Source organism: Hydrogenophaga sp. GW823-FHT04C09 (assembly GCF_058796355.1).
Map to the genome: position 1 here is coordinate 786,542 of NZ_JBXAIO010000001.1, position 24,946 is coordinate 811,487.

Genomic DNA, 24,946 nt, shown 5'->3' on the forward strand with positions numbered 1-24,946 from the left:
GCGCCGATCGCTGCGACGCTAGGATCGAGCCCCATGAAACACATCGACATCGCGGGCATTGGCCTGGAAGTGGCTCACATTCCGGGGCCGGCGGAACGTGCCCCCCTGGTCTTCCTGCATGAAGGCCTGGGCAGCGTGGCCATGTGGCAGCAGCGCGGCCGGCACTGGCCCGCCGAGCTTTGCACCGCCACAGGCCGCGCGGGCTGGCTGTACTCGCGCCGAGGCTATGGCCAGTCCGACCCCGTGGCCGACGTGCGCGGCCAACCCCGGTGGCAGGGGTCCTGGCACATCGGCCGCCACGAGCCCGACTACATGCACCACGAAGCCTGGCAGGTTCTGCCTGCGCTGCTGCAAGCCCTGGGCGTGCCCGAGCCCGTGCTCGTAGGCCATTCGGATGGCGCCACCATCGCCCTGCTGCACGCCAGCCGGCACCCGGTCGCGGCCTGCGTGGCCATGGCGCCCCACGTGTTTATCGAAGACATCGCGCTGAACGCCATCGCCCAAGCCAAGACCTTGTACGAAGGCGATCCCGACGGGCTTCGCCAGCGCCTCTCGCGCTACCACGCCGACGTGGACAACGCCTTCTGGCAGTGGAACGACGTCTGGCTCAGTCCGGCCTTCCGCCAGTTCGACATCCGCGCCGAATGCCAGGCCATCACCGCCCCCTTGCTGCTGGCGCAAGGCCTGGGCGATGAGTACGGCACCCTGGCCCAGCTGGACGAGATCGCGCTGGCGGCGCCGCATGCGCAACGCATCGAGCTGCCCGATTGCGGCCACAGCCCCCACCGCGATCAGCCTGAGGCCTTGACCCGCGCCGTGGCGGATTTTCTGGCCCGCTTGGGCTGATTTCCCCGCCTGGGGGATGCACGCCCGACGCGCAGTTGGGCACAATGGAACGTTGGCCGGACGCGGGCGCCGCCGGCCTGGCGCGCCATACCGCCATTTGCATCAAACGACCTCAAAACCCCAAGAAATTCACACGAAACGCGTACACACAAGGCCACAAAGCCCCGCCGAAGGTCCGGCAAACCTCTACACTTTGATACAAATAGACGCCACCCCTCCGCCACACATGAATACTTGGAACAACCCATGGCTGCTTGCCGTGCTCGCGCCCGCTCTGCTGGCCCTGGGGGCATTCCTGCACCGCGTCTGGGTCGACAAGCAGGCGCGGGAACGGCGGCGCATTCCCAAGCATTGGCCGCTGAGCACCCGCGCGCTGGCCAACAGTGAAGAAGCCCGCGTCTGGCACTGGCTGGCGCGCGCCTTCTACGACCACCACGTCATGATCAAGCTGCCGGTCACGCGCTTCACCTTGCCGCGCGACAAGGAGCAAGGCATGGACTGGTACAAGCTGCTCGGCGGCGTGTATTGCACCTTCACCGTCTGCCGCTCGGATGGGCGCGTGCTGGGTTGCCTGGACGTACCGGGCAGCGCTGGCTTGCCGCGCAGCACCCGCACGCTCAAACACTCCCTGCTGACCCAGTGCGGCCTGCCTTATTGGGTCGTGCGCTCCAACAGCCTGCCCACGGTTGCCGAAATCCGGGCCGAGTTCCTGGGCGAGTCCTCGCTCAACCACTCCATGCGCGAGCGCGAAATGGAAGAGCGCGCCATCATCGCCGCGCAGGCCAACCTGCGCACCGCGCTCACGCGCCAGCGAAGCAACCGCAACAGCGATTTCAGCCCGCTGTCGAACTGGCCCAACAGCACCACCGGCGACCCGCGCAGCGACTTCAACTCGCAGTGGCAGGAAAACTCCTTCCTCATGCCGCTGGACAGCCGCAAGGGCGATCTGCTCTAAGCCTGGCGCGCCGCCTGCTAGGCGCTCGCCGCACCGGGGGCCTTCTGCGTGAGCGCCAGCACCTCCGCCGCGGTGAGCCACCGCCACTGACCCGCCTTGAGCTCGGGCGACAGCACCAGAGCGCCGATGGATGACCGGTGCAGGCCTTCCACCCGGTTGCCGACGGCCGCCACCATGCGCTTGACCTGGTGGTATTTGCCCTCCGTCAAGGTCAGCCGCAGGTGAAGCTCGCTGACGGCTTCACACGCCTCGGCCTTCACCGGCTGGGGATCGTCGTCCAGCACCACCCCTGCCAGCAAGCGGCCGATCTGCCGCGCATCCAGTGGATGCTTGACCTGGGCCTCGTACACCTTGGGCACGTGGTGGCGCGGCGACGTCAGCCGGTGGATGAACTTGCCATCGTCGGACAGCAGCAGCAAGCCCGTGGTGTCCTGGTCCAGCCGACCGACCGCCTGCACGCCCGCGGCAGCCCCGCCCCCGCGCTGGCGCAAGGGCCCAGGCAACAGGGTGTAGACGCTGGGGTAGGTGCTGGGCTTCTGCGAACACTCGTAGCCCGCGGGCTTGTGCAGCAGCAGGTAGGCGCGTGCGTGGTAGTGCCAGACCTCACCCTGCACGCGAAACACCAGCCCCTCCTCCTCGAAGAGAGCTGAGGGATCGGTACACGGAGAGCTGTCTTCACCCACCGACACCAGCCCTTGCTGCACCAGGCCGCTGCAGATGCGGCGGGTGCCGAAGCCCTGGGAAAAAAGAATGTCCTGCAATTGCATCATGGTGCGGGAATTGTCGCCGCTCGCCCGACTCAGACCACGACACACCAGAATGGCAGGCCGCCCTCCGTGGGCACCCTCACTTTTGCGCATGAAGCAACGGATCAAGACCTGGCTCAGCACACAGGACGGACTGCGCCACCACCGCTGGCTGCGCTGGATGGGGCCGGTGTTGCACCAGCCCAGGTTGTGGCACTTCAGTCGCAAAGGCATCGCCATGGGCGTGGCCGTGGGCATCTTCTTCGGCCTGCTCGTCCCGATCGCGCAAATGCCCCTGTCGGCCGCCGCGGCCGTGCTCCTCAGGGCGAACCTGCCGATGGCGGTGGCCAGCACCTTCGTGACGAATCCGGTGACCTTCGGGCCGGTCTACTACGGCGCCTACCGCCTCGGCAAGGTGGTGTTGGGCGAACCTCGCGTGACGGAGAGCGAGGCGATGGCCGCGCTTGAGAGGGTGCGGGCTGAAGAGGAGAAGGCCGAGGGAGCGCGCCCAACCTGGTCGCAGCGCCTCGCCCGAGGTGTCGAGCACCTGAGGACAGCCGGCAAGCCGCTGGCCGTGGGTCTGGCCATCATTGCCACCTTGAGCGGGCTCACCGTCTACGTCCTCATCAGCGGGCTGTGGATTCTCAAGACACGCTGGGAACGCAAGCGACGGCTGCGCGAGCGCTCTTCGCCGGACACCTGAAGGCCGCTAGCTTCGCAGGGCCGAAAAAAAACCCACCCGGCACCGGGTGGGCTTTTCAATAGATGGTGGAGCTGGGGGGATTCGAACCCCCGTCCGCAAGCCTTCTTCGAGCAGTTCTACATGTGTAGCCGTCTGTTTTGGGTCTCGCCGCCCGAGTCGCGCAGTGGCACGCTAAACGGGAAGCCAGCATCCTTGAATCTCACCCTGCGCCAAGGTGCCCGACGCAGAGCCAGCCAATGTGAATTACCTCGCAGCCGGGAGGTCTTGCGACCCCCTTGCCCAGCCCATCGGCCTGCTGTTGCGAGGCTCACCGGTGTTTAAGCGGCGAGTGCGAAACGTTCGTCGTTTGCAGTTGGTTTTTTTCTGCGGATTAACGAGGTGACAGAACCTCGACATGCCCTGCTGCGCGTCCGAACCCACGTCGAAACCAGTGCAGCCCCAGGAAGACAGAGTTTAAGGCAGTTCCAGCAATTTCAAGAGCTGCAGGGGCGAAGAAACCTCCGCGTCCGCACCCCAGCTGGCCACGTCGGCACCATAGCCGAGGTAACCGTACCGAGCAGCCACCGTCGGCATGCCCGCCGCCTTGCCCGCCCGGATGTCGCGCTCGTCATCGCCCACGTAGATGCACTGGCTCGGCAGCAGCTGCAACCGGCGCGCCGCCTCCAGCAAGGGCTCGGGATGCGGTTTGGCATGGGGCGTGGTATCGCCGCTGATCACGACAGAAGCGGTCTCGAAGAGCGCCATGGCCCGCGAAAGAGGATTCGTGAACCGCTGCGACTTGTTGGTGACCACGCCCCAACGAAGCCCACCGTCCACGAGGCGGGCCAGCAGATCGGCCACGCCGTCGAACGGCGCCGTGCGTTGGGTCATGCAGACTTCGTACGCACCAAAGAACTCTTCCTTCAACGCAGGGTAGTCCGCGTGCTCGGGCGTGATGCCGAACGCCACATGCAGCATGCCCCGTGCCCCGGAGCCCGCATGAGGCCGGTATTGCTCCAGCGGCAGCGAGGCCATGCCCCGGCTCACCCGCATGCCATCGGCAGACGACCCAAGATCCGATGCGCTGTCGATCAACGTGCCGTCCAGGTCGAACAGGACGGCGTGCACCCCTCGAAAAACAGTCATGGTTTGCGTGTGGCGAACAGGTAGTTGACGCTGGTGTCGGCGCTGAGCCAATAGCGTTGCGTCAAGGGGTTGTATTCCATGCCCCGGGTCTGATCGAGTTCCAGACCCACGGCCCGGCAATAGCTCGCCAGCTCGCTGGGGCGGATGAATTTCGCGTACTCGTGCGTTCCCTTGGGCAACAGCTGCAGCAGGTACTCCGCCCCGAGCACCGCGAACAGGAAGGCCTTGGCGTTGCGGTTGAGGGTCGAGAAAAACACCCAGCCTCCGGGTTTCACCAGGGTGGAGCAGGCGCGCACCACCGACGCGGGGTCGGGCACGTGCTCCAGCATCTCCATGCAGGTCACCACATCGAACTCGCCAGGTTGCTCCAGCGCCATGGCCTCCGCGCTGATCTCCTTGTAGCTGACGTTGGCGGTGCCCGCCTCCAGCGCGTGCAACTGCGCCACCCGCAGCGCCTTGACGGACAGGTCGATGCCCGTCACGTCGGCACCTTTGCGCGCCATGGAATCGGACAGGATGCCTCCGCCGCAGCCAATGTCCAGCACCCGTTTGCCCGCCAATCCCGCCAATCCATCGATCCACCCCAGGCGAAGCGGATTGATCTGATGCAGGGGACGGAACTCGCTGTCGGGATCCCACCAGCGATGGGCGAGATCGGAGAATTTGGCCAGCTCGGCCGGATCGGCATTGACGTTCGGATTCATGCGTTGATTATCGCCAGCACAATAAAAAAACCGCGCCGAAGCGCGGTTTTTGGACCGGAACTGAAGGGAATCAGTTCTTGCGGGTGCCGACCACTTCGACTTCCACGCGGCGGTTCTTGGCGCGGCCTTCGCGGGTGGCGTTGTCGGCCACCGGCTGGGTCAGGCCCTTGCCTTCGGTGTAGATGCGATTGCTTTCGATGCCCTTGCTCACCAGATAGGCCTTGACGGCTTCAGCGCGGCGGTTGGACAGCTTCTGGTTGTAGCCAGCAGCGCCGGTGGAGTCGGTGTGACCCACAGCGATCACGACTTCCAGAGCAATGCCGGACACCTTGCCAGCCAGATCGTCCAGCTTGGCCTTGCCTTCGGGCTTGAGCACAGCCTTGTCGAAGTCGAAGAAGGCGTCAGCAGCGTAGGTCACCTTGGACGCCACGGGAGCCGGTGCGGGTGCGGGAGCCGGTGCGGGTGCAGGGGCTGCGGCAGGAGCCGGAGCGGGAGCCGGTGCGGGAGCCGGAGCAGCGGCAGGAACGATCGCGCCGTCGCAACCTTGTGCGGCGGTGGCGGGCGTCCAGTTGGCATCGCGCCAGCAGAGTTCATTGGTGCCGTTTTTCCAAACCAGTTCGCTGGTGCCATTGCGCCAGTTGTCGATGGTTTGGGCGCCGGCGGCCGTTGCCATGGCGGCGGTTGCCAACAGCATTGCCACTTTGTTAAGTTTTTTCATGGTTTTCCTCTATATAAGCCGCAGACAGACTGCGTGACAAGAACGACGCTTCAAGTGACCACCACTAAAAACGCTGGAATTTATTGTGCCACAAGCACGGAATGCCCGGCCCGCCGGCCAATGCGGCGTTGTCGCCGGATACAGCAGGTCACGTCATTCGTTGTGGATGTACAACAAACGACCCAAGAAGTTGTAGGAGAACGCGCCGTCTAAAATCGCAGGTTGCCCTCCGGTCCATCTACGCACCTATTCCCTCGCTCATGACACAGTTCGCCAAAGAGACCCTGCCCATCAGTCTTGAAGAGGAAATGAGGCGCAGCTACCTCGATTACGCCATGAGCGTGATCGTGGGGCGCGCCCTGCCCGACGCGCGGGATGGTCTCAAGCCGGTGCACCGGCGCGTGCTTTTCGCGATGCACGAGCTCAACAACGACTGGAACCGCCCTTACAAGAAATCGGCCCGTATCGTGGGCGACGTGATCGGTAAGTACCACCCGCACGGCGACAGCGCGGTGTACGACACCATCGTGCGCATGGCGCAGGACTTCTCGCTGCGGCACATGCTCGTGGACGGCCAGGGCAACTTCGGCTCCGTCGACGGCGACAACGCCGCCGCCATGCGCTACACGGAAATCCGCCTGTCGAAAATCGCCCATGAAATGCTGGCGGACATCGACAAGGAGACCGTCAACTTCGGTCCCAACTACGACGGTTCGGAAAAAGAGCCGCTGGTGCTCCCGTCGCGCCTGCCCAACCTGCTCGTCAACGGCTCGGCCGGCATCGCGGTCGGCATGGCCACCAACATCCCGCCGCACAACCTCAACGAGGTGGTGGACGCCTGCCTGCACCTGCTCAAGAGCCCCGAGGCCTCCATCGACGAATTGATGGAGATCATTCCCGCGCCCGACTTCCCCACGGCGGGCATCATTTACGGCATCAACGGGGTCAAGGACGGCTATCGCACGGGCCGGGGCCGCGTGGTGATGCGCGCCAAGTGCCATTTCGAGGACATCGACCGTGGCCAGCGCCAGGCCATCATCGTGGACGAACTGCCCTACCAGGTCAACAAGAAGACGTTGCAGGAGCGCATTGCCGAACTGGTGCACGAAAAGAAGATCGAGGGGATCAGCCACATCCAGGACGAGTCGGACAAGTCGGGCATGCGCCTGGTGATCGAACTCAAGCGCGGCGAAGTGCCGGAAGTGGTGCTCAACAACCTGTACAAGCAGACGCAACTGCAGGACACCTTCGGCATCAACATGGTGGCCCTGGTCGATGGCCAGCCGCGCCTGTGCAACCTGAAGGACCTGGTCCAGGTCTTCCTGGAACACCGCCGCGAGGTCGTGACCCGCCGCACGGTGTTCAACCTGCGCAAGGCGCGCGAGCGCGGCCATGTGCTCGAAGGCCTCGCCGTGGCCCTGGCCAACATCGACGAGTTCATCCGCATCATCCGCGAGTCGCCCACGCCGCCCGTGGCCAAGGCCGAACTCATGGCGCGCCCCTGGGACAGCCAGCTGGTGCGCGAGATGCTCACCCGCACGCGCGCCGATGGCGGCGTGATCAACGCCGACGACTACCGGCCCGACGGCCTGGAACGCGAGTTCGGCATGGGTGGAGACGGCCTGTACCGGCTGTCCGAGACCCAGACCCAGGAAATCCTGCAGATGCGCCTGCAGCGCCTGACCGGCCTGGAGCAGGACAAGATCGTGGCCGAGTACAAGGAGGTCATGGGCGAGATCGACGACCTGCTGGACATCCTGGCCAAGCCCGAGCGGGTCTCGACCATCATCGGCGAAGAGCTGATCATCGTGAAGCAGGAGTTCGGCCAGACCAAGCTGGGCGCGCGCCGCAGCGAGATCGAGCACAACGCGCAAGACCTCGCCACCGAAGACCTGATCACGCCAACCGACATGGTGGTCACGCTCAGCCACAGCGGCTACATCAAGAGCCAGCCGCTGTCGGAATACCGCTCGCAAAAGCGCGGCGGCCGCGGCAAGCAGGCCACCGCCACCAAGGAAGACGACTGGATCGACCAGCTCTTCATCGCCAACACGCACGACTACATCCTGTGCTTCTCCAACCGTGGCCGGCTGTACTGGCTCAAGGTGTGGGAAGTGCCGGCCGGTTCGCGCGGTTCGCGCGGCCGCCCGATCGTCAACATGTTCCCGCTGCAGGAAGGCGAGAAGATCAACGTGGTGCTGCCGCTGACCGGCGAGATGCGCAGCTTCCCGTCCGACCGCTATGTGTTCATGGCCACCTCCATGGGCACGGTCAAGAAGACGGCGCTCGATGAGTTCAGCAACCCGCGCAAGGCCGGCATCATCGCCGTGGACCTCGACGAGGGCGACTTCCTCATCGGCGCGGCCCTGACCGACGGGCAGCACGACGTGATGCTGTTCAGCGACGGCGGCAAGGCCGTGCGTTTCGACGAGAACGACGTGCGCCCGATGGGCCGCAACGCGCGCGGCGTGCGCGGCATGCTGATCGAAGACACGCAGAGCGTGATCGCCATGCTGGTGGCCGAGGACGAAGAGCAGAGCGTGCTGACCGCCACCATCAACGGCTATGGCAAGCGCACGCCGATCGCCGAGTACACCCGCCATGGCCGTGGCACCAAAGGCATGATCGCGATTCAACAGAGCGAGCGCAACGGCAAGGTCGTGGCGGCCACGCTGGTGCACAACGACGACGAGATCATGCTCATCACCGACAAGGGCGTGCTGGTGCGCACCCGCGTGTCCGAGATCCGCGAAATGGGTCGCGCCACGCAAGGGGTGACGCTGATTGCGCTGGACGAAGGCTCCGAACTCTCGGGCCTGCAGCGCATCGTGGAGAACGACGCCAACGTGCCGGAGCTGGGCGACGACACGAACGGAGCGGGCGCAGCCGACGACGCGGGCACCGAGCCGTGATGGCGCGGCCCTACAACTTCTCCGCCGGCCCGGCGGCCATGCCCGCCGAGGTGCTGCAGCAGGCCGCGGCCGAAATGCTCGACTGGCACGGCAGCGGCATGAGCGTGATGGAAATGAGCCACCGCGGGCAGGAGTTCGGCGCCATCCTCAAGGCCGCCGAAGCCGACCTGCGCGAGCTGCTCGCCGTGCCGGAGCACTTCCGCATCCTCTTCATGCAGGGCGGTGGTCTGGCCGAAAACGCCATCGTGCCGCTGAACCTGTCGCGCGGGCAAACGGTGAACTTCGTGGTCACCGGCAGCTGGAGCCAGAAGTCGCTGAAGGAAGCGCGCCGCTACTGCGACGCGCGCGTGGCCGCCAGCAACGAAGCCGACCACCACACCACCCTGCCCGCGCCGGCGACCTGGCAACTCGACCGCAGCGCGCGCTACGTGCACCTGTGCAGCAACGAGACCATCAACGGCGTGGAAGTGCACGAGTTGCCCGACCTGAAGGCACTCGGATCCGATGTGCCGCTGGCCATCGATTTCTCTTCCCACGTGGCCTCGCGGCCGGTGGACTGGTCGCGCGTGGGCCTGGCCTTCGGCGGCGCCCAGAAGAACCTGGGGCCGGCCGGCCTCACGCTCGTGGTGGTCCGCGAAGACCTGCTGGGCCACGCCCTGAAAACCTGCCCCAGCGCGTTCGACTACAAGACCGTGGCCGACAACCACTCCATGTACAACACGCCGCCGACCTTCGCCATCTACATGGCCGGCCTCACCTTCCAATGGCTCAAGCGCCAGACCGAAGGCAACCTGAGCGGCGTGGCGGCCATGGAGGCGCGCAACATCGCCAAGGCCGAGTTGCTGTACGGCTTCATCGACCAGTCGACCTTCTACAGCAACAAGGTCGCCAAGGACTGCCGTTCCCGCATGAACGTGCCCTTCTTCCTGCGCGACGAGTCGCGCAACGAGGCCTTCCTCGCAGGCGCCAAGGCGGCCGGTCTGCTGCAGCTCAAGGGCCACAAATCCGTGGGCGGCATGCGCGCCAGCATCTACAACGCCATGCCGATCGAGGGCGTGCGCGCCCTGGTGGCCTACATGCGCCAATTCGAACAAACACAGGCCTGAACCGATGACCCTTCCCTCACAGTCCGAAGCCCTGGGCACCCTGCGCGTGCAGATCGACGCGCTGGACCAGCAGCTGCTGGCCCTGCTCAACCAACGCGCTCGCGTGGCCGAACAGGTCGGCGACATCAAGCGCGCGGAGGGCTCGCCCTTTTTCCGGCCGGACCGCGTCGCGCAAGTCATCGAGAAGATCCAGGGCGCCAACCAGGGGCCGTTGCTGAACCAGCACGTGGCCTCGATCTGGCGCGAGATCATGTCCGCCTGCCTGGCGCTGGAGGCGCCGCAGCGCGTGGCCGTGCTCGGTCCGCAAGGCACCTTCTGCGAACAGGCGGCGATCGAATTCTTCGGCGGCGCGGCCAACCTGATCTACTGCGCCAACTTCGACGAGGTGTTCCACGCCACCGCGGCCGGCACGGCGCAGTTCGGCGTCGTGGGCATGGAGAACTCCACCGAAGGGGTGGTGGCGCGTTCGCTGGATCTGTTCCTGCGCTCGCCCGTGCACGTGGTGGGCGAAGTCAGCCTGCTGATCCGCCACAACCTGCTGCGCCAGGTCAATCACCTGGATGGCATCGAAGTCGTCATGGCCCACCCGCAGGCCCTGGCCCAGTGCCAGAACTGGCTCACGCAACACCTGCCGAACGCCGAACGCCGCGCGGTCTCCAGCAACGCCGAAGGCGCGCGGCTGGCGGCCGAGAACCCGGCCTGGGCCGGCCTGGCCAGCGAACGCGCCGCCGCCCAGTTCGGGCTGCACATCGTGGCGCACGCCATTCAAGACGAGGCCTACAACCGCACGCGCTTTGCCGTGATCTCGCTGCCGCAGACCCTGGCCATGCCGCCCGCCTCGGGACGCGATTGCACCAGCCTGGTGGTGTCGGTACCCAACCGCCCCGGTGCCGTGCACGACCTGCTGGTGCCGCTGAAGAACAACGGCGTGTCCATGACGCGCTTCGAGTCGCGCCCGGCCAAGTCGGGCCAGTGGGAGTACTACTTCTACATCGACATCGCGGGCCACCCGTCGCAGCCGCACGTGGCCGCCGCGCTGGAGGAACTCAAAGGTCTCTGCGCCTTCTACAAGGTGCTGGGCGCATACCCGGTGAGCGAATGATGTTTGAACAACTGGGACTGATCGGCTGCGGCATGATGGGCGGCTCCTTCGCGCTGGCGCTCAAGCGCGCCGGGCTGGTCAAGCGCGTCGTGGGCTACAGCAAGTCGCCCTCCACCACCGAGCGCGCGCGCCAGCTGGGCGTGATCGACGTCGAGGCCCCGTCGGCGCTGCTGGCGGTCTCGGGCGCCGATCTCGTGCTGCTCGCGGTGCCGGTCTCGGCCACCGAAGCCACCTTCAAGGCCATCCGCCACCTGGTGCGCGGCAACGTGCTGATCATGGACGTGGGCTCGACCAAGCGCGAGGTGATCGACGCCGCACGCCGTGTGCTGAAGGACCAGGTCGGTGTCTTCGTTCCCGCGCACCCGATCGCTGGCAAGGAAGTCGCCGGCGTCGAGCACGCCGACGCGGACCTGTACCACGGCCGCCAGGTCATCCTCACCCCGATCGAACGCACGCTGACCGCCCAGCTCGAGAAGGCCAGCCAGCTCTGGACCGCGCTCGGTTGCCACGTCAAGCAGATGTCGCCGGAAGCGCACGATGCGGCCTATGCCGCCGTCAGCCACCTCCCGCACATGGTGGCGTTCGCCCTGATGAACGCCATCCAGGGCCAGTCCGATGGGCCGGATTTCCTCTCGCTGGCCGGCCCGGGCTTTCGCGACTTCAGCCGCATCGCGGCCAGCGACCCGGCGATGTGGCGCGACGTGCTCATGTCCAACCGCGAAGAGCTGCTGGCGCAGTCGCGCCATTTCCAGCGCGCGCTCCACGCCCTGGAGACCGCCATCAATGCCGGCAACCCCGACGCCCTCGAAGCCTTGATCGAACAGGCCAGCAGCGCGCGCGCGCGCTGGCGCATGACCGCCGTCAAGCCCCGCAGCTGAGCGGCGCCCCGGGCGACGCTTCCTCACCTTCGCGCATGTTTGCCATTTCCCACCTCGACATCCCGCCGCTGGCGAGCGCCGGCGGCACTGTGCGCCTGCCCGGCTCCAAGAGCATTTCCAACCGCGTGCTGCTGCTCGCCGCGCTCAGCGTGGGCCACACCGACATCGCCGACCTGCTCGACTCCGACGACACGCAGGTGATGCTCAAGGCCTTGGCCGAACTGGGCTGCCGCATCGAACCGCAACCCAACGGCGCCCTGCGCGTGCATGGCCTGGGCGGCGCCCTGCCGGTGCTTCAGGCCAAATTGTTCCTGGGCAACGCCGGCACCGCGATGCGGCCCCTCACCGCCTCGCTGGCCCTGCTGGCCACCCGCCATGGCGGCACCTTCGAACTCAGCGGCGTCCCGCGCATGCACGAGCGCCCCATCGGCGACCTGGTCGATGCGCTGCGCCAGCTCGGCTGCCCCGTGGCCTGCCTCGCCAACGAAGGCTATCCCCCATTGAAACTCGGCGATGGTCAGACCCACGCCCTGCGGCTGGACCAGCCCATCCGCGTGCGTGGCGACGTGTCCAGCCAATTCCTCACCGCCCTGCTGCTCGCCCTGCCCCTGGTGGCGCAGGAGCGCGACATCGTCATCGACGTGGTGGGAGAACTCATCTCGCGGCCCTACATCGAGATCACGCTCAACCTGCTGGAGCGCTTCGGCGTGGCCGTGCGGCGCGACGGCTGGCAGCGCTTCACCATCCCCGCCGGCAGCCGCTACCAGTCGCCCGGCCGCATCGCGGTTGAAGGCGATGCCTCGTCAGCCAGCTATTTCATCGCCCTGGGCGCCCTCGCGCCCGCCACGCCGGGCACCGACGGCATCACCATCGAAGGCGTCGGCCTGTCGTCCATCCAGGGCGACATCCGCTTCGTCGAAGCCGCCCGCCTCATGGGCGCCAAGGTCTCGGGCGAAGCCAACCGCCTGCACATCCAGCGCGGGGCCTGGCCGCTCAAGGCCGTCGACCTGGACTGCAACCACATCCCCGATGCCGCCATGACGCTGGCGGCCATGGCCCTGTACGCCGACGGCACCACCACGCTGCGCAACATCGCCAGCTGGCGCGTCAAGGAAACCGACCGCATCGCCGCCATGGCCAAGGAATGCCGCAAGCTCGGCGCGACGGTGGAGGAAGGCGAGGATTTCATCCGCATCACGCCGCCCGCCCGCCCGCAAGACTGGCGTGCGGCGTCGATCCACACCTACGACGACCACCGCGTCGCCATGTGTTTTTCGCTCGCCGCGTTCAACCCGGCGAAGCTGCCGGTGCGCATCGAAGACCCCAAGTGCGTCGCCAAGACCTTCCCGGACTACTTCGAGACCCTGTTCCAGGTCTGCACCACGCCCAGGGAGCACATCCCCGTGATCTGCGTGGATGGCCCCACCGCCTCCGGCAAAGGCACCCTCTCGGCCGAGGTGGCCGAACAGCTCGGGTACCACCTGCTGGATTCGGGGGTGTTGTACCGCCTGGTCGGGCTGGCGGCTGAAAGAGCCGGCCTGTCCACCGCCGAACCCGACCTGAAGGACCCCGGGCACGCGCGCCGCCTGGGCGAGCTCGCCGCCGGCCTGCAGGTGCGCTTCGAAGGCCTGCGCACCCTGTTCGAAGGCCAGGACGTGACCGACGACCTGCGCAGCGAAACCGCCGGCATGGCGGCTTCCCGGGTCTCGTCCGTGCCCGCCGTGCGGGAGGCCCTGCTGGGCCTGCAGCACGCCTTTCGCCAGCTGCCCGGCCTGGTGGCCGACGGCCGCGACATGGGCACGGTGATCTTCCCGGACGCCCCGCTGAAGGTGTTCCTCACCGCCAGCGCCGAGCAGCGCGCCGCACGGCGCCATAAGCAGTTGATTTCAAAGGGAATTGCTGCTAACATCGACAGTCTTTTGGCAGACCTGAAAGCGCGTGATCTGAGGGACACCTCCCGCACACACGCCCCTCTCAAGCCCGCCGAAGACGCCCTGGAACTGGACAACTCCGGCATGGACATCGAGCAATCGGTGCAGCAGGTGTTGAACTGGTGGCAAGGCAAAACGGCGTTCTCGGGCAACTGAGCGCGCTTCTTGATGGCCCTGACGGCACAGCCGGGCGTTCCCTGCCCGCAGGCCCGAAGGTTCTTTTCACTTAACCCCGCGGTGTCACGCACCGCAACGTCAACGCCGCCCACACGTCGCATCCGTTCCAGCCGCATTTCCCGTGGTTGTTGCACCGACGCTGAGTGGTTTAGGAAATTCAATGTCTGAATCTTTTGCCGCCCTGTTTGAAGAGTCCCTGAAACGCGCTGAAATGCGCTCGGGCGAAGTCATCACCGCCGAGGTCGTGCGCATCGAGCACAACCACGTGGTGGTCAACGCTGGCCTGAAGTCGGAAGCCTACGTGCCTCTGGCCGAATTCAAGAACGACCAGGGCGAACTCGAAGTGCAGGTCGGTGACTTCGTCTCCGTCGCCATCGACTCCGTGGAAAACGGCTTCGGCGACACCCTGCTCTCGCGCGACAAGGCCAAGCGCCTGGCTTCCTGGATGTCGCTGGAAAAAGCGCTCGAATCCGGCGAATTCGTCACCGGCACGACCTCCAGCAAGGTCAAGGGCGGCCTCAAGGTCATGGTCAACGGCATCAGCGCCTTCCTGCCGGGCTCGCTGGTCGACAGCCGTCCGACCAAGGACCTGACCCCGTACGAAAACAAGACCCTGGAATTCAAGGTCATCAAGCTCGACCGCAAGCGCAACAACGTGGTGCTGAGCCGCCGCGCCGTGGTGGAAGCCTCCATGGGCGAAGAGCGCGCCAAGCTGATGGACACCCTGAAGGAAGGCGCCATCGTGCACGGCGTGGTCAAGAACATCACCGAATACGGTGCGTTCGTGGACCTCGGCGGCATCGACGGCCTGCTGCACATCACCGACATGGCATGGCGCCGCGTGCGCCACCCGAGCGAAGTGGTCACGGCCGGTCAGGAAATCACCGCCAAGATCCTCAAGTTCGACACCGAGAAGCACCGCGTCTCGCTGGGCCTCAAGCAGATGGGCGACGACCCGTGGATGGGCGTTTCGCGCCGCTACCCGCAAGGCACCCGCATGTTCGGCAAGATCACCAACATCGCCGACTACGGCGCGTTCGTGGAACTCGAGCCTGGCATCGAAGGCCTGGTGCACGTCTCCGAAATGGACTGGACCAACAAGAACGTGGCCCCGTCCAAGCTGGTGTCGCTGGGCGACGAAGTCGAAGTCATGGTGCTCGACATCGACGAAGACAAGCGCCGCATCTCGCTGGGCATGAAGCAGTGCCGCGCCAACCCCTGGCACGAGTTCGCCGAGCAGACCAAGCGCGGTGACCGCGTCAAGGGCCCGATCAAGTCGATCACCGACTTCGGCGTGTTCGTCGGCCTGGCCGCCGGCATCGACGGCCTGGTGCACCTGTCCGACCTGTCCTGGAACGAGCCCGGCGAAGCCGCCGTGCGCAACTACAAGAAGGGCCAGGAAGTCGAAGCGATCGTGCTGGCCATCGACGTGGAGCGCGAGCGCATCTCCCTGGGCATCAAGCAGCTCGACGGCGACCCATTCACCACCTTCGTGTCGGTGAACGACAAGGGCTCCATCGTGACCGGCAAGGTCAAGACCGTGGATGCCAAGGGTGCCGAGATCGATCTGGGCGAAGACGTGCTGGGTTACCTGCGCGCCAGCGAAATCAGCCGTGACCGCGTGGAAGATGCGCGCAACGTGCTCAAGGAAGGCGACGAAGTCAACGCCGTGGTGGTGAACGTGGATCGCAAGACCCGCAACATCCAGCTGTCGATCAAGGCCAAGGACGCCGCCGACCAGCAGGAAGCCATGGCCAACCTGAGCCAGCAGTCTTCCCGCGAAAACGCCGGCACGACCAGCCTGGGCGCCCTGCTGCGCGCCAAGCTGGACAACAACCAGAACTGAAGCGAAACCGGTTCGGCGCCGGGTGAGCCACCCGCCCGCAAGGGCGGCCACTTGCCCGGCGCTGTCCCCTCAACGCCCCCACTCCATTCGACATGACCCGAAGCGACCTCGTTGAAGCTCTGGCCAGCCGTTTCGGCCAGCTCACCCACCGCGATGCCGAGTTCGCCGTCAAGGCGATCCTGGACGCCATGGGCGAAGCCTTGGTGAAGGGCCATCGCATCGAGATCCGGGGTTTTGGCAGCTTCTCCGTCAACCGGCGTTCACCTCGCATCGGGCGCAACCCGCGCTCCGGTGAGAGCGTGATGATTCCCGAGAAACGGGTGCCGCACTTCAAGCCGGGCAAGGCCCTGCGCGAAGAGGTGGACAAGAAGACCGCCGAGATTCTGGGCCGCGAAACCCAGAAGCGGGCCTGAGACAGGGCTGCTCGCTACAATCGCCCCACCACAAAGGGGACGACGTGAAATACCTGATGTGGCTGCTCAATGCAGCCATTTTTTTTGTGCTGTTCGCCTTCGCACTCAACAACCAGGACAGCGTGACGCTGCACCTGTTCTTCGGTGCGAGCTGGCAAGCCCCCCTGGTGCTGGTGATCCTGGTGGCGCTGGTGATCGGGGTGTTCCTCGGCGTGGCCGTGATGCTGCCGCTGTGGCTGCGCGCCCGGCGCACCCGCCGCCAGCACGCGTCGGCCTCGGCGCTGCACAGCACCGCCTTTGACGGCGACACCACCCTGCTCCCTCCCGACCCGATCGACCGCCGGCATGGACTTTGATTTCACCTGGCTGCTCTGGGGCCTGCCGCTGGCGTTCGCGCTGGGCTGGGCCGCGTCGCGCTTCGACCTGCGCCAGTGGCGCATGGAAGGCCGCCAGGCGCCCAAGGCCTACTTTCGCGGCCTCAACCACCTGCTCAACGAACAGCAGGACCAGGCCATCGACGCCTTCATCGAAGCGGTGCAGGGCGACCCCGACACCGCCGAACTGCACTTCGCCCTGGGCAACCTCTTCCGCCGCCGCGGCGACTACGACCGCGCCGTGCGCGTGCATGAGCACCTGCTCTCGCGCGCCGACATCGACCGCAAGGACCGCGACCGCGCCCAGCACGCGCTGGCGCTCGACTTCCTCAAGGCCGGCCTGCTGGACCGCGCCGAAGCGGCCCTGCACAAGCTCGAAGGCTCGGCCTTCGAAGGCGAGGCCTTGCTGGCGCTGCTGGGCATCTACGAACGCTCGCGCGACTGGCCCCAGGCCAAGCGGATCGCCCAGCGCCTCGAAGACGCCGAACAAGGCAGTTTCGCCACGCGGCTGGCGCACTACCTGTGCGAAGAGGCCGACCTCGCCCAGCGCGGGGGCGACGGCGCCAAGGCCCAGCAACTGCTGAACGAGGCCGTGCAACGCGCCCCACAGCTGGCGCGCGGCTGGATGGCGCTGTCGGCCCTGAAGGCGCACACCGGCGACGCCTCGGGCGCGTTCGACGCCCTGGTGCGCATGAACCAGCACGCACCACAAAGCCTGCCGCTGGCGGCCCGTGCCCTGGCCGATCTGGCCCGGCAGACCGGCCGCGAGGCCGAGGCCATGAAATTGCTGCAGGCCAGCCACGAGCGCGCACCGGCGATCGACGTCACGGAAGCCCTGGCCAGCCTGAGCAGCGGCACCGAGGCGGTGCGCGGCCACTACCTCAGCCACCTGGAGCGCGAACCCTCGCTGGTCATCACCACCCAGTGGATGGCGGGCGAGACGCTCTCCAGCCCCACCGCGAAGGCCAGCGTGCAGAAGACGCTCGAACACGCCAGCGCGCCGCTGCGCCGCTACCGCTGCGCGGCCTGCGGCTTCGAGGCGCGCCAGCATTTCTGGCAGTGCCCGGGCTGCCAGGCCTGGGACAGCTACCCGGCCCGCCGAGTCGAAGAGTTGTAGACGGCTCCCCTCCCCGCGCCGCGCCTGCGGCGCGTCACCCCCCAGGGGGCGACACCTGGGGCCGGCGAAGCCGGACCCGCGGTGTCCCTGGATCGCGGGCTGGCGCTCGTTACGCCTTCCCGTATCCCCCGCCACCCGGTGTGTGGATCTCGAAGACATCGCCTGCCTGCATCTCGGCCTGCCCGATGTGGGCCAGGTCCTCGGTGCGGCCATCGGCCCGCACCACGCGGTTGATGCCCAACTGCCCCGGCTGGCCGCCCGCCATGCCGAAGGCCGGGTGCACACGGCCGTTGGACAGAATGCTCGCGGTCATGTCTTCCAGGAACCGCACGCGGCGCACCCCACCGTCGCCGCCGTGCCAGCGCCCGGCCCCGCCTGAGCCAGCCCGGATCTCGTAACTCTCCAGCCGCACCGGAAAACGGAACTCCAGCACCTCGGGGTCGGTCAGGCGCGAGTTGGTCATGTGGGTCTGCACCACGCTCGTGCCATCGAAGCCATCGCCCGCGCCGCTGCCACCCGAGATCGTCTCGTAGTACTGGTGCGCCGCGTTGCCGAAGGTGAAGTTGTTCATCGTGCACTGGCTGGCCGCCATCACGCCCAGCGCGCCGTACAGCGCGTTGGTGATGCAGCTGGAGGTCTCCACGTTGCCCGCCACCACCGAGGCCGGCGGGTTGGGGTTGAGCATGGAACCGGGCGGGATGACGACCTTGAGCGGCTTGAGGCAGCCCGCGTTGAGTGGGATGTCGTCGTCCACCAGCGAGCGGAACACGTACAGCACCGCCGCCATGCACACCGCCGTGGGCGCGTTGAAGTTGTTGAGCTGCTGCGGCGAGGTGCCGGTGAAGTCGATCTCGGCGCTGCGCTCGGCCGCGTTCACCCGCACGCTCACCTGGATCTGCGCGCCGTTGTCCAGCGGCAGGGTGTACTGGCCGTCCTTCAGGCGCGTGATCACACGGCGCACCGACTCCTCCGCGTTGTCTTGCACATGGCGCATGTAGGCCTGCACCACGTCCAGGCCGAACTGCTCGACCATCTTGCGCAGCTCCTGCACGCCTTTTTCGTTGGCGGCGATCTGCGCCTTGAGGTCGGCCATGTTCTGCTGCGGGTTGCGCGAAGGGTATTCACCACTCTGCAGCAGGGCCACCATCTCGGCCTCGCGCAGCATCCCCCGGTCCACCAGCTTCACGTTGTTGATCTGCACGCCCTCTTCCTCGATGCGCGTGGAGAACGGCGGCATGGAGCCCGGCGTGGTGCCACCGATGTCGGCGTGGTGGCCGCGCGACCCCACGTAGAACGTGGGCTGGCTGCCGAGGTAGACCGGTGTGATCACCGTCACGTCGGGCAGGTGCGTGCCACCGTGGTAAGGGTCGTTGAGCACGTACACGTCGCCCGGCTGCATCTTGCCGGTGTTCTCGCGGATCACCGTCTTGATGCTCTCGCCCATGGAACCCAGGTGCACCGGCATGTGCGGCGCGTTGGCGATGAGGTTGCCCTGCGCGTCGAACAGCGCGCACGAGAAATCCAGCCGCTCCTTGATGTTCACCGAGTACGCGGTGTTCTGCAGCTGCAGCCCCATCTGCTCGGCGATGTTCATGAACAGGTTGTTGAACACCTCCAGCAGCACCGGGTCCACCGTGGTGCCCACGGCGTAGCTCACCGTGCGTGGCACGCGGCGGTCCAGCACCAGGTGGTCCAGCGCCGTGAGCACCGCCTCCCAGCCCGGTTCGACCACCGTGGTCGCGTTCTTCTCCGCGATGATCGCAGGCCCGGGAATCACGTCGCCCGGGCGCAGGTCCTCCCGCACCACCAGCGCGGTGTCCAGCCACTGGCCCCCCGAGTACATGCGCACCGTCTCGCGCCGCGGCACTTCGCGCGGTTCGTGCGTTTCCACGCGCGGCTCGTGCGGCGCGTCGCCCGCGACCACGGCCTCCACCGACACCGCCTCCACCACGAGGCGCTTGCCCTGCATGAGAAAGGCAAAACGCTGCCGGTAGGCGGCTTCGAAACCCGCCTCGATCTCGGCCATGTCGCCGTAGGGCACGACCAGGGCCGAGTCGCTGCCCTCGTAGCGCACATGCACGCGGCGGTGCACGGTGGATTCGCCCGCGTTCACCTGCTGGCGCTGCAGCTCGGCGCGAGCGGCCGCTGCCAGGGTCTCGAGCGCGTCCGCGATCGTGGGCAGCGACGCCGCCACCAGCGGCAGTTCCACCGCCTGCTCGCGGATCACGTTCTGGTCGGCCAGCCCCATGCCGTACGCGCTGAGCACACCCGCCAGCGGGTGCACGAAGACGCGCGTCATGCCCAGCGCATCCGCCACCAGGCAAGCGTGCTGCCCGCCCGCGCCGCCGAAGCACTGCAGGGTGTAGCGCGTCACGTCGTAGCCGCGCGCCACCGAAATCTTCTTGATCGCGTTGGCCATCTGCTGCACCGCGATGTGGATGAAGCCCTCGGCCACCTCCTCGGCGAGCCGCCCGGTCTGCGCCGCCAGCTCGGCGAACTTCGACTGCACCGCGTCCAGGCTCAAGGCCTCGTCGGCGCGGGGGCCGAACACCTTGGGAAAGTGCGCCGGCTGGATCTTGCCTGTCATCACGTTGGCGTCCGTCACCGCCAGCGGGCCGCCGCGCCGGTAGCTCGCCGGGCCGGGGTTGGCGCCCGCGCTCTGCGGGCCGACGCGAAAGCGCGAACCGTCGAACGCCAGGATGGAGCCACCCCCCGCCGCCACCGTGTGGATGCTCATCATGGGCGCGCGCATGCGCACGCCCGCCACCTGGGTCTCGAACTCGCGCTCGAACTCGCCCGCGTAGTGCGACACGTCGGTGGACGTGCCGCCCATGTCGAAGCCGATCACCTTGCCGTGGCCCGCCAGGCCCGCCGTGCGCGCCATGCCCACGATGCCGCCGGCCGGGCCGGAAAGGATGGCGTCCTTGCCCTGGAAGGCGTGGGCATCCGTGAGGCCACCCGAGGACTGCATGAAGAACAGCTTCACGCCCGGCATCTCGGCGGCCACCTGCTCCACGTAGCGGCGCAGGATGGGCGAGAGGTAGGCATCGACCACCGTGGTGTCGCCCCGGCTCACGAACTTCATCATGGGGCTGGTGCCGTGCGAGCTGCTCACCTGCGTGAAGCCCGCCTCGCGCGCCAGCCGCTCGGCCGCCGCCTCGTGCGCGGTGAAGCGGTAGCCGTGCATGAACACGATAGCCACGCTGCGCAAGCCGCGCGCGAAGGCCGCCTGCAGGTCGGCGCGCAACGCCGCTTCGTCCAGCGGCTGCAGCACCTCGCCGTGCGCGGCCATGCGCTCCTGCGCCTCGATCACCTCGGTGTACAGCAGCTCGGGCAGCACGATGCGGCGGTCGAACAGGCGCGGCCGGTTCTGGTACGCGATGCGCAGCGCATCGCGGAAACCGCGTGTGGTCACCAGCAGCGTGGGCTCGCCCTTGCGTTCCAGCAGCGCGTTCGTCGCCACCGTGGTGCCCATCTTCACGCACTCGACCTGCTCGGGCGTCACCGGCTCGCCGGCTTTCAGCCCCAGCAGGTGGCGGATGCCGGCCACCGCCGCGTCGCGGTACTGCTCGGGGTTTTCCGAGAGCAGCTTGTGCGTGACCAGGGTGCCGTCGGGCCGCTTGGCCACGATGTCGGTGAAGGTGCCGCCCCGGTCGATCCAGAACTGCCAGCGAAGTGCGTGCGTCGGTGTCATAGGGAATGTCAGAGCGAAGCGGCCGAACGTGCGGCCTGGTCATAGATGCCGGAGAGCACGCGCAGCAGGCGCGCGAGCTGGCCGATGTCGTGGTTGAGCGCGTCATCCGCCTTGAGCGCATCGATCAGGCAGGTTTCGCGGATCTCGCGGTAGCGCGTCACGTAGCCCTTGCCCGCCTCGGTGGGCGCGTAGGTCACGTCCTTGCCGTTCTTGCTCGACTCCACCATGCCCAGGCTCTGCAGCTTCTTGAGCGAGTAGTTGACGAGGTGCGTGTCTTCCACGTTCATGATGAAGGCGATGTCGGCCAGGCGCTTGTCGCGCGCGCGGTGCGAAACGTGGTGCAGCACCAGCACGTCCAGCGCGGTGAGGTCCTTCAGGCCGGCGGCGCTCATGCAGTGCACCACCCAGCGGTGGAAGGCATTGCCGGCCACGATCAGGCCGAACTCGAACTCGCTCATCTCCGCGCTGCGCGGCGACACCAGGTGCGCGGAAGACACGATGGGCGAAGCCGGCGGCGTTGGCTTGGCACTTGCTTTGGAACGGGCCATGGCGGAAAGTCTGCGTCGTTTCGGTGCGGCGGAGTTTAGGCTTTATGTTGACGATTTGCCAACGATTTATTGACATTCAGGGAAAGTACCGATCACACTTCATCCACTCGCCGATAGAGTCCTCCGAGCCGCAACCGCTGCTCGATCCGTGTCCCACCCCCACCTGGAGCCCTAAGATGAAACGTCGCCTGTTCAGCCTTTCCGTGGCCGCTGCCACCGTGGCCATGAGCCTCCCCGCCCTGGCCCAGACCAAATGGGACCTGCCGGCGGCCTACCCCGCCACCAACTTCCACACCGTCAACCTCACGGCCTTCGCGAACGACGTGGACAAGGCCACCGGCGGCAAACTCAAGATCACGGTGCACGCGGGCGCCTCGCTGTTCAAGGCGCCCGAGATCAAGCGCGCGGTGCAGGGCGGCCAGGCACAGATCGGCGAGATCCTGATGGCCAACTTCCAGAACGAATGGCAGCTGTTCGGCGCCGATGGCCTGCCCTTCCTGGCCGACAGCTACGACGCCTCCATGAAGCTCTACAAGGCGCAGAAGCCGCTGCTGGAGAAGAAATTCGCCGAGCAAGGCATGGTGCTGCTCTACGCCGTGGCCTGGCCGCCGCAGGGCCTCTACAGCAAGGCGCCGATCAACAGCGCCGCCGACCTCAAGGGCAGCAAGTGGCGCGCGTACAGCCCGGCCACCGCGCGCATCGCCGAGCTGGTGGGCGCACAGCCCGTCACCGTGCAGGCCGCCGAACTCTCTCAGGCCCTGGCCACCGGCGTGGTCGAGACCAACATGACCTCCGGCGCCACCGGCGTGGACAGCAAGCTCTACGAGCACCTGAAGTTCTACTACGACGTGCAGGCCTGGCTGCCCAAGAACGCCGTGTTCGCCAACAAGAAGGCCTTCGACGCGCTCGACAAGCCCTCGCAGGACGCACTGCTCAAGGCCGCCGCCGACGCCGAAACGCGCGGCTGGGCCGAATCGCAGAAAGTCAACACCGACACCCTCGCCACGCTCAAGGCGCGCGGCATGACCGTGGCGCCGCCGTCGGCACAGCTCAAAGCCGACCTGCAGAAGGTGGGCGAGACCATGCTCAAGGAATGGCAGGAAAAGGCCGGCCCTGAAGGCAAGACCCTGATCGACACCTACAAGCGCTGATCCCACCATGACCCTGGATGCACCGGCCGCCGCGCGCGGCCCCGTGAGGCGCGCGCTGGACGGCCTGTACGCACTGGGGGGCGGCCTGGCCGCCCTTTGCGTGCTGGGCATCCTCGTGCTGATGGTCTGGGCGTCCCTCGGGCGCCTGCTCGAGTGGCGCGTGTCCTGGGTCAACGACGTGGTCTCCTGGCTCTGCGCCGCCGCCGCGTTCCTGGGCATGGCCTACAGCTTTCGCAACGGCGACTTCGTGCGCGTCACGCTGCTGCTGGAAATAGCCAGCCCGCGCGTGCGCCCCTGGCTGGAGGTGTTCGCCCTCGCGGTGGCCACGGCCATGGTGAGCTACCTCGGGTATTGGGCCGCGCTGTTCACCTACGAAAGCTATGTCTTCAACGACATCGCGAACAACATGGTCGCCATCCCGATCTGGATCCCGCAGATGAGCGTGGTGGTGGGCACGGCCATCCTGATCATCGCCGCACTGGACGAATGCGTCACCGTGCTGCGCGGTGGCCGCCCGAGTTATGTGGTGCGTGTCGAAGAGCGGCACGCGCGCGGCGATTTTTCCGAGGAGCTGTGAATGGGCCTGCTTGAAATCGGGGCCCTGCTGCTCTTCATCCTGCTGCTGATGCTCAGCGGCGGCGTCTGGATCGCCATGACGCTCGCCATCGTGGGCTGGGTCGGCCAGGCCTTCTTCACCACCACCCTGCCCGGCAAGAACCTCTTCACCGCGTTCTGGGAAACCACCGCCAGCTGGGAGCTCGCGGCCCTGCCGCTGTTCATCTGGATGGGCGAGATCCTCTACCGCACCCGCCTGTCCGAGCAGATGTTCGACGGCCTCTCACCCTGGCTCTCGCGCGTGCCCGGCCGGCTGATGCACACCACCGTGTTGGGCTGCGGCATCTTCGGCTCGGTCTCCGGGTCGTCCGCCGCCACCTGCGCCACCATCGCCAAGGTGGCCCTGCCCGAACTCGACAAGCGCGGCTACGACCGCAACCTCGCGCTCGGCTCGCTGGCCGCCGCCGGCGGGCTGGGCATCCTGATCCCGCCGTCCATCACCATGGTGGTCTACGCCGTGGCGGCCGACGCCAGCGTGATCCGCCTCTTCCTCGCCGGTTTCCTGCCGGGCTTTCTGCTGATGGCCCTGTTCTCCGGTTACATCATCTGGTGGAGCCTGCGCAACCCCGACAAGGTGCCGCCGGCCGAAGCCCCCACCACCTTCGCCGAGAAGCTGCGGCGCTCGGGCAGCCTCATCCCCTGCGGCCTGCTCATCGTCTTCATCGTCTGGGTGCTGGTCTCGGGCATCGCCACCGCCACCGAATGCGCGGCCTACGGCGTGGTGGGCTCGCTCGCCATCGCCGCTGCCAGCCGGGCGCTGACCTGGCGCAACTTCTGGCAGGGCCTCACCGGCGCCACGCGGGTGAGCTGCATGATCATGTTCATCCTCGCGGGCGCGGCCTTCCTCACCAAGACCATGGCCTTCACCGGCATCCCGCGCGAACTCGCCGAGCTGGTCGAACGGCTGCAACTCTCGCCCTACGGCCTCATCTTCGTGCTGGTGATCGTCTACCTCGTGCTCGGCGCGGCGCTCGACGGCATCAGCATGATCGTGCTCACCGCCGCCGTGGTGCTGCCCATGGTTCAGCAGGCCGGCTTCGACCTCGTGTGGTTCGGCATCTTCATCATCATGCTGATCGAGATCGCCGAGATCACACCGCCGGTGGGCTTCAACCTCTTCGTGCTGCAGAACATGACCGGCATCGACAGCAACCGCATCGCCCGGGTCACCCTGCCCTTCTTCGCCTGCATGATCCTGGCCATCGCGCTCATCACGGTCTTCCCCTCCATCGTCACCGTGCTGCCCGACCTGTTCATGGGCAAAGAGTTGTAACAGAGGCCGAAA

At 66.8% G+C, this 24,946-nt stretch carries 22 protein-coding genes and 1 other RNA gene; 16 read left to right on the top strand and 7 right to left on the bottom strand.

The genetic code is table 11. The features are described 5' to 3' along the window. Positions 1-33: 33 nt before the first annotated feature. The gene (locus tag AC1Q9M_RS03645; protein ID WP_444688742.1) at positions 34-846 is read left to right on the top strand and encodes an alpha/beta fold hydrolase; all 813 of its coding nucleotides are present in this window, start codon (positions 34-36) and stop codon (positions 844-846) included. 226 nt (positions 847-1,072) lie between these two features. Continuing rightward, a complete protein-coding gene (locus tag AC1Q9M_RS03650) occupies positions 1,073-1,801 on the top strand; it encodes a hypothetical protein (RefSeq protein ID WP_291114818.1) in 729 nt (242 codons plus the stop codon). 17 nt (positions 1,802-1,818) lie between these two features. Here AC1Q9M_RS03650 and AC1Q9M_RS03655 read toward each other — a convergent pair whose 3' ends face one another. After that, positions 1,819-2,568: a pseudouridine synthase gene (locus AC1Q9M_RS03655; protein ID WP_382325555.1), complete on the bottom strand. Its 750-nt coding sequence runs from the start codon at positions 2,566-2,568 to the stop codon at positions 1,819-1,821. A 91-nt stretch (positions 2,569-2,659) separates the two neighbouring features. On the opposite strand from AC1Q9M_RS03655, the gene AC1Q9M_RS03660 reads away from it, so the two are divergent. Beyond that, positions 2,660-3,250, top strand: a complete 591-nt coding sequence (locus tag AC1Q9M_RS03660; RefSeq protein WP_382327006.1) for a DUF2062 domain-containing protein — start codon at positions 2,660-2,662, stop codon at positions 3,248-3,250. 63 nt (positions 3,251-3,313) lie between these two features. Here the strand turns inward: AC1Q9M_RS03660 and ssrA are convergent. From ssrA to ompA, 4 genes are all read right to left on the bottom strand, one after another. Further along, positions 3,314-3,690, bottom strand: a transfer-messenger RNA (tmRNA) gene (gene ssrA, locus AC1Q9M_RS03665). Positions 3,691-3,703: 13 nt separating this feature from the next. Next, positions 3,704-4,375 (bottom strand): HAD-IA family hydrolase, encoded by a 672-nt coding sequence (locus AC1Q9M_RS03670; protein WP_382323925.1) that lies wholly within the window; start codon positions 4,373-4,375, stop codon positions 3,704-3,706. Further along, positions 4,372-5,079: a bifunctional 2-polyprenyl-6-hydroxyphenol methylase/3-demethylubiquinol 3-O-methyltransferase UbiG gene (gene ubiG, locus AC1Q9M_RS03675; protein WP_382323924.1), complete on the bottom strand. Its 708-nt coding sequence runs from the start codon at positions 5,077-5,079 to the stop codon at positions 4,372-4,374. Before ubiG ends, AC1Q9M_RS03670 begins: the two co-directional genes overlap by 4 nt. 70 nt (positions 5,080-5,149) lie before the next feature. Beyond that, positions 5,150-5,797: an outer membrane protein OmpA gene (ompA, locus tag AC1Q9M_RS03680; RefSeq protein WP_291114826.1), complete on the bottom strand. Its 648-nt coding sequence runs from the start codon at positions 5,795-5,797 to the stop codon at positions 5,150-5,152. A gap of 260 nt (positions 5,798-6,057) precedes the next feature. Between ompA and gyrA the strand changes: the two genes are divergently transcribed. The 9 genes from gyrA to lapB all read left to right on the top strand — a co-directional run bounded on the left by gyrA (position 6,058) and on the right by lapB (position 17,653). Next, the gene (gene gyrA / locus AC1Q9M_RS03685) at positions 6,058-8,709 is read left to right on the top strand and encodes a DNA gyrase subunit A (protein ID WP_382159099.1); all 2,652 of its coding nucleotides are present in this window, start codon (positions 6,058-6,060) and stop codon (positions 8,707-8,709) included. Next, positions 8,709-9,815 (top strand): 3-phosphoserine/phosphohydroxythreonine transaminase, encoded by a 1,107-nt coding sequence (gene serC, locus AC1Q9M_RS03690; RefSeq protein ID WP_444688697.1) that lies wholly within the window; start codon positions 8,709-8,711, stop codon positions 9,813-9,815. Before gyrA ends, serC begins: the two co-directional genes overlap by 1 nt. 4 nt (positions 9,816-9,819) lie before the next feature. Next, complete coding sequence (gene pheA, locus AC1Q9M_RS03695; RefSeq protein WP_291114832.1) at positions 9,820-10,917, top strand: prephenate dehydratase; 1,098 nt, start codon at positions 9,820-9,822, stop codon at positions 10,915-10,917. Beyond that, positions 10,917-11,795: a prephenate dehydrogenase gene (locus AC1Q9M_RS03700; protein WP_291114849.1), complete on the top strand. Its 879-nt coding sequence runs from the start codon at positions 10,917-10,919 to the stop codon at positions 11,793-11,795. Before pheA ends, AC1Q9M_RS03700 begins: the two co-directional genes overlap by 1 nt. A gap of 35 nt (positions 11,796-11,830) precedes the next feature. After that, on the top strand, positions 11,831-13,882 hold the full coding sequence (locus AC1Q9M_RS03705) for a bifunctional 3-phosphoshikimate 1-carboxyvinyltransferase/cytidylate kinase (protein WP_492432457.1): 2,052 nt from the start codon (positions 11,831-11,833) through the stop codon (positions 13,880-13,882). 181 nt (positions 13,883-14,063) lie between these two features. Further along, positions 14,064-15,749, top strand: coding sequence for a 30S ribosomal protein S1 (rpsA, locus tag AC1Q9M_RS03710; RefSeq protein ID WP_291114836.1), 1,686 nt, complete (start codon positions 14,064-14,066; stop codon positions 15,747-15,749). Between the two features lie 92 nt (positions 15,750-15,841). After that, a complete protein-coding gene (locus tag AC1Q9M_RS03715; RefSeq protein ID WP_291114839.1) occupies positions 15,842-16,162 on the top strand; it encodes an integration host factor subunit beta in 321 nt (106 codons plus the stop codon). Between the two features lie 44 nt (positions 16,163-16,206). Next, on the top strand, positions 16,207-16,518 hold the full coding sequence (locus tag AC1Q9M_RS03720; RefSeq protein WP_291114841.1) for a LapA family protein: 312 nt from the start codon (positions 16,207-16,209) through the stop codon (positions 16,516-16,518). Beyond that, the gene (gene lapB / locus AC1Q9M_RS03725) at positions 16,508-17,653 is read left to right on the top strand and encodes a lipopolysaccharide assembly protein LapB (protein WP_492432460.1); all 1,146 of its coding nucleotides are present in this window, start codon (positions 16,508-16,510) and stop codon (positions 17,651-17,653) included. The genes AC1Q9M_RS03720 and lapB overlap by 11 nt, the downstream gene beginning before the upstream one ends. Positions 17,654-17,762: 109 nt before the next feature. Here lapB and AC1Q9M_RS03730 read toward each other — a convergent pair whose 3' ends face one another. Together AC1Q9M_RS03730 and AC1Q9M_RS03735 are read right to left on the bottom strand one after the other, a co-directional pair. Further along, positions 17,763-21,347 carry a hydantoinase B/oxoprolinase family protein gene (locus tag AC1Q9M_RS03730; RefSeq protein ID WP_492432462.1) on the bottom strand — a complete coding sequence of 1,195 codons (3,585 nt, stop codon included), beginning with the start codon at positions 21,345-21,347 and terminating at the stop codon, positions 17,763-17,765. An 8-nt stretch (positions 21,348-21,355) separates the two neighbouring features. Further along, a complete protein-coding gene (locus tag AC1Q9M_RS03735; RefSeq protein ID WP_291117711.1) occupies positions 21,356-21,895 on the bottom strand; it encodes a winged helix DNA-binding protein in 540 nt (179 codons plus the stop codon). On the opposite strand from AC1Q9M_RS03735, the gene AC1Q9M_RS03740 reads away from it, so the two are divergent. The 4 genes from AC1Q9M_RS03740 to AC1Q9M_RS03755 all read left to right on the top strand — a co-directional run bounded on the left by AC1Q9M_RS03740 (position 21,846) and on the right by AC1Q9M_RS03755 (position 24,934). Further along, entirely contained in the window at positions 21,846-21,968 is a 123-nt protein-coding gene (locus AC1Q9M_RS03740) for a hypothetical protein (protein ID WP_382325929.1), read from the top strand. The genes AC1Q9M_RS03735 and AC1Q9M_RS03740 overlap by 50 nt on opposite strands. Positions 21,969-22,071: 103 nt before the next feature. After that, complete coding sequence (locus tag AC1Q9M_RS03745) at positions 22,072-23,046, top strand: TRAP transporter substrate-binding protein (RefSeq protein WP_444688693.1); 975 nt, start codon at positions 22,072-22,074, stop codon at positions 23,044-23,046. A gap of 7 nt (positions 23,047-23,053) precedes the next feature. Then, complete coding sequence (locus tag AC1Q9M_RS03750; protein ID WP_492432464.1) at positions 23,054-23,623, top strand: TRAP transporter small permease; 570 nt, start codon at positions 23,054-23,056, stop codon at positions 23,621-23,623. Continuing rightward, positions 23,624-24,934: a TRAP transporter large permease gene (locus tag AC1Q9M_RS03755; RefSeq protein WP_444688691.1), complete on the top strand. Its 1,311-nt coding sequence runs from the start codon at positions 23,624-23,626 to the stop codon at positions 24,932-24,934. It abuts the gene before it with no gap. The last annotated feature ends 12 nt before the right edge of the window (positions 24,935-24,946 follow it).

What these genes read in the sequence shown, in the direction of transcription:
- AC1Q9M_RS03715 (WP_291114839.1), top strand. Translation starts at nt 15,842, where the DNA reads ATGACCCGAAGCGACCTCGTTGAAGCTCTGGCCAGCCGTTTCGGCCAG.
- AC1Q9M_RS03740 (WP_382325929.1), top strand. Translation starts at nt 21,846, where the DNA reads ATGGGCGAAGCCGGCGGCGTTGGCTTGGCACTTGCTTTGGAACGGGCC.
- serC (WP_444688697.1), top strand. Translation starts at nt 8,709, where the DNA reads ATGGCGCGGCCCTACAACTTCTCCGCCGGCCCGGCGGCCATGCCCGCC.
- pheA (WP_291114832.1), top strand. Translation starts at nt 9,820, where the DNA reads ATGACCCTTCCCTCACAGTCCGAAGCCCTGGGCACCCTGCGCGTGCAG.
- gyrA (WP_382159099.1), top strand. Translation starts at nt 6,058, where the DNA reads ATGACACAGTTCGCCAAAGAGACCCTGCCCATCAGTCTTGAAGAGGAA.
- AC1Q9M_RS03750 (WP_492432464.1), top strand. Translation starts at nt 23,054, where the DNA reads ATGACCCTGGATGCACCGGCCGCCGCGCGCGGCCCCGTGAGGCGCGCG.
- AC1Q9M_RS03735 (WP_291117711.1), bottom strand. Translation starts at nt 21,895, where the DNA reads ATGGCCCGTTCCAAAGCAAGTGCCAAGCCAACGCCGCCGGCTTCGCCC.
- AC1Q9M_RS03730 (WP_492432462.1), bottom strand. Translation starts at nt 21,347, where the DNA reads ATGACACCGACGCACGCACTTCGCTGGCAGTTCTGGATCGACCGGGGC.
- AC1Q9M_RS03655 (WP_382325555.1), bottom strand. Translation starts at nt 2,568, where the DNA reads ATGCAATTGCAGGACATTCTTTTTTCCCAGGGCTTCGGCACCCGCCGC.
- AC1Q9M_RS03705 (WP_492432457.1), top strand. Translation starts at nt 11,831, where the DNA reads ATGTTTGCCATTTCCCACCTCGACATCCCGCCGCTGGCGAGCGCCGGC.
- ompA (WP_291114826.1), bottom strand. Translation starts at nt 5,797, where the DNA reads ATGAAAAAACTTAACAAAGTGGCAATGCTGTTGGCAACCGCCGCCATG.
- lapB (WP_492432460.1), top strand. Translation starts at nt 16,508, where the DNA reads ATGGACTTTGATTTCACCTGGCTGCTCTGGGGCCTGCCGCTGGCGTTC.
- ubiG (WP_382323924.1), bottom strand. Translation starts at nt 5,079, where the DNA reads ATGAATCCGAACGTCAATGCCGATCCGGCCGAGCTGGCCAAATTCTCC.
- AC1Q9M_RS03645 (WP_444688742.1), top strand. Translation starts at nt 34, where the DNA reads ATGAAACACATCGACATCGCGGGCATTGGCCTGGAAGTGGCTCACATT.
- AC1Q9M_RS03745 (WP_444688693.1), top strand. Translation starts at nt 22,072, where the DNA reads ATGAAACGTCGCCTGTTCAGCCTTTCCGTGGCCGCTGCCACCGTGGCC.
- rpsA (WP_291114836.1), top strand. Translation starts at nt 14,064, where the DNA reads ATGTCTGAATCTTTTGCCGCCCTGTTTGAAGAGTCCCTGAAACGCGCT.
- AC1Q9M_RS03700 (WP_291114849.1), top strand. Translation starts at nt 10,917, where the DNA reads ATGTTTGAACAACTGGGACTGATCGGCTGCGGCATGATGGGCGGCTCC.
- AC1Q9M_RS03650 (WP_291114818.1), top strand. Translation starts at nt 1,073, where the DNA reads ATGAATACTTGGAACAACCCATGGCTGCTTGCCGTGCTCGCGCCCGCT.
- AC1Q9M_RS03660 (WP_382327006.1), top strand. Translation starts at nt 2,660, where the DNA reads ATGAAGCAACGGATCAAGACCTGGCTCAGCACACAGGACGGACTGCGC.
- AC1Q9M_RS03755 (WP_444688691.1), top strand. Translation starts at nt 23,624, where the DNA reads ATGGGCCTGCTTGAAATCGGGGCCCTGCTGCTCTTCATCCTGCTGCTG.
- AC1Q9M_RS03670 (WP_382323925.1), bottom strand. Translation starts at nt 4,375, where the DNA reads ATGACTGTTTTTCGAGGGGTGCACGCCGTCCTGTTCGACCTGGACGGC.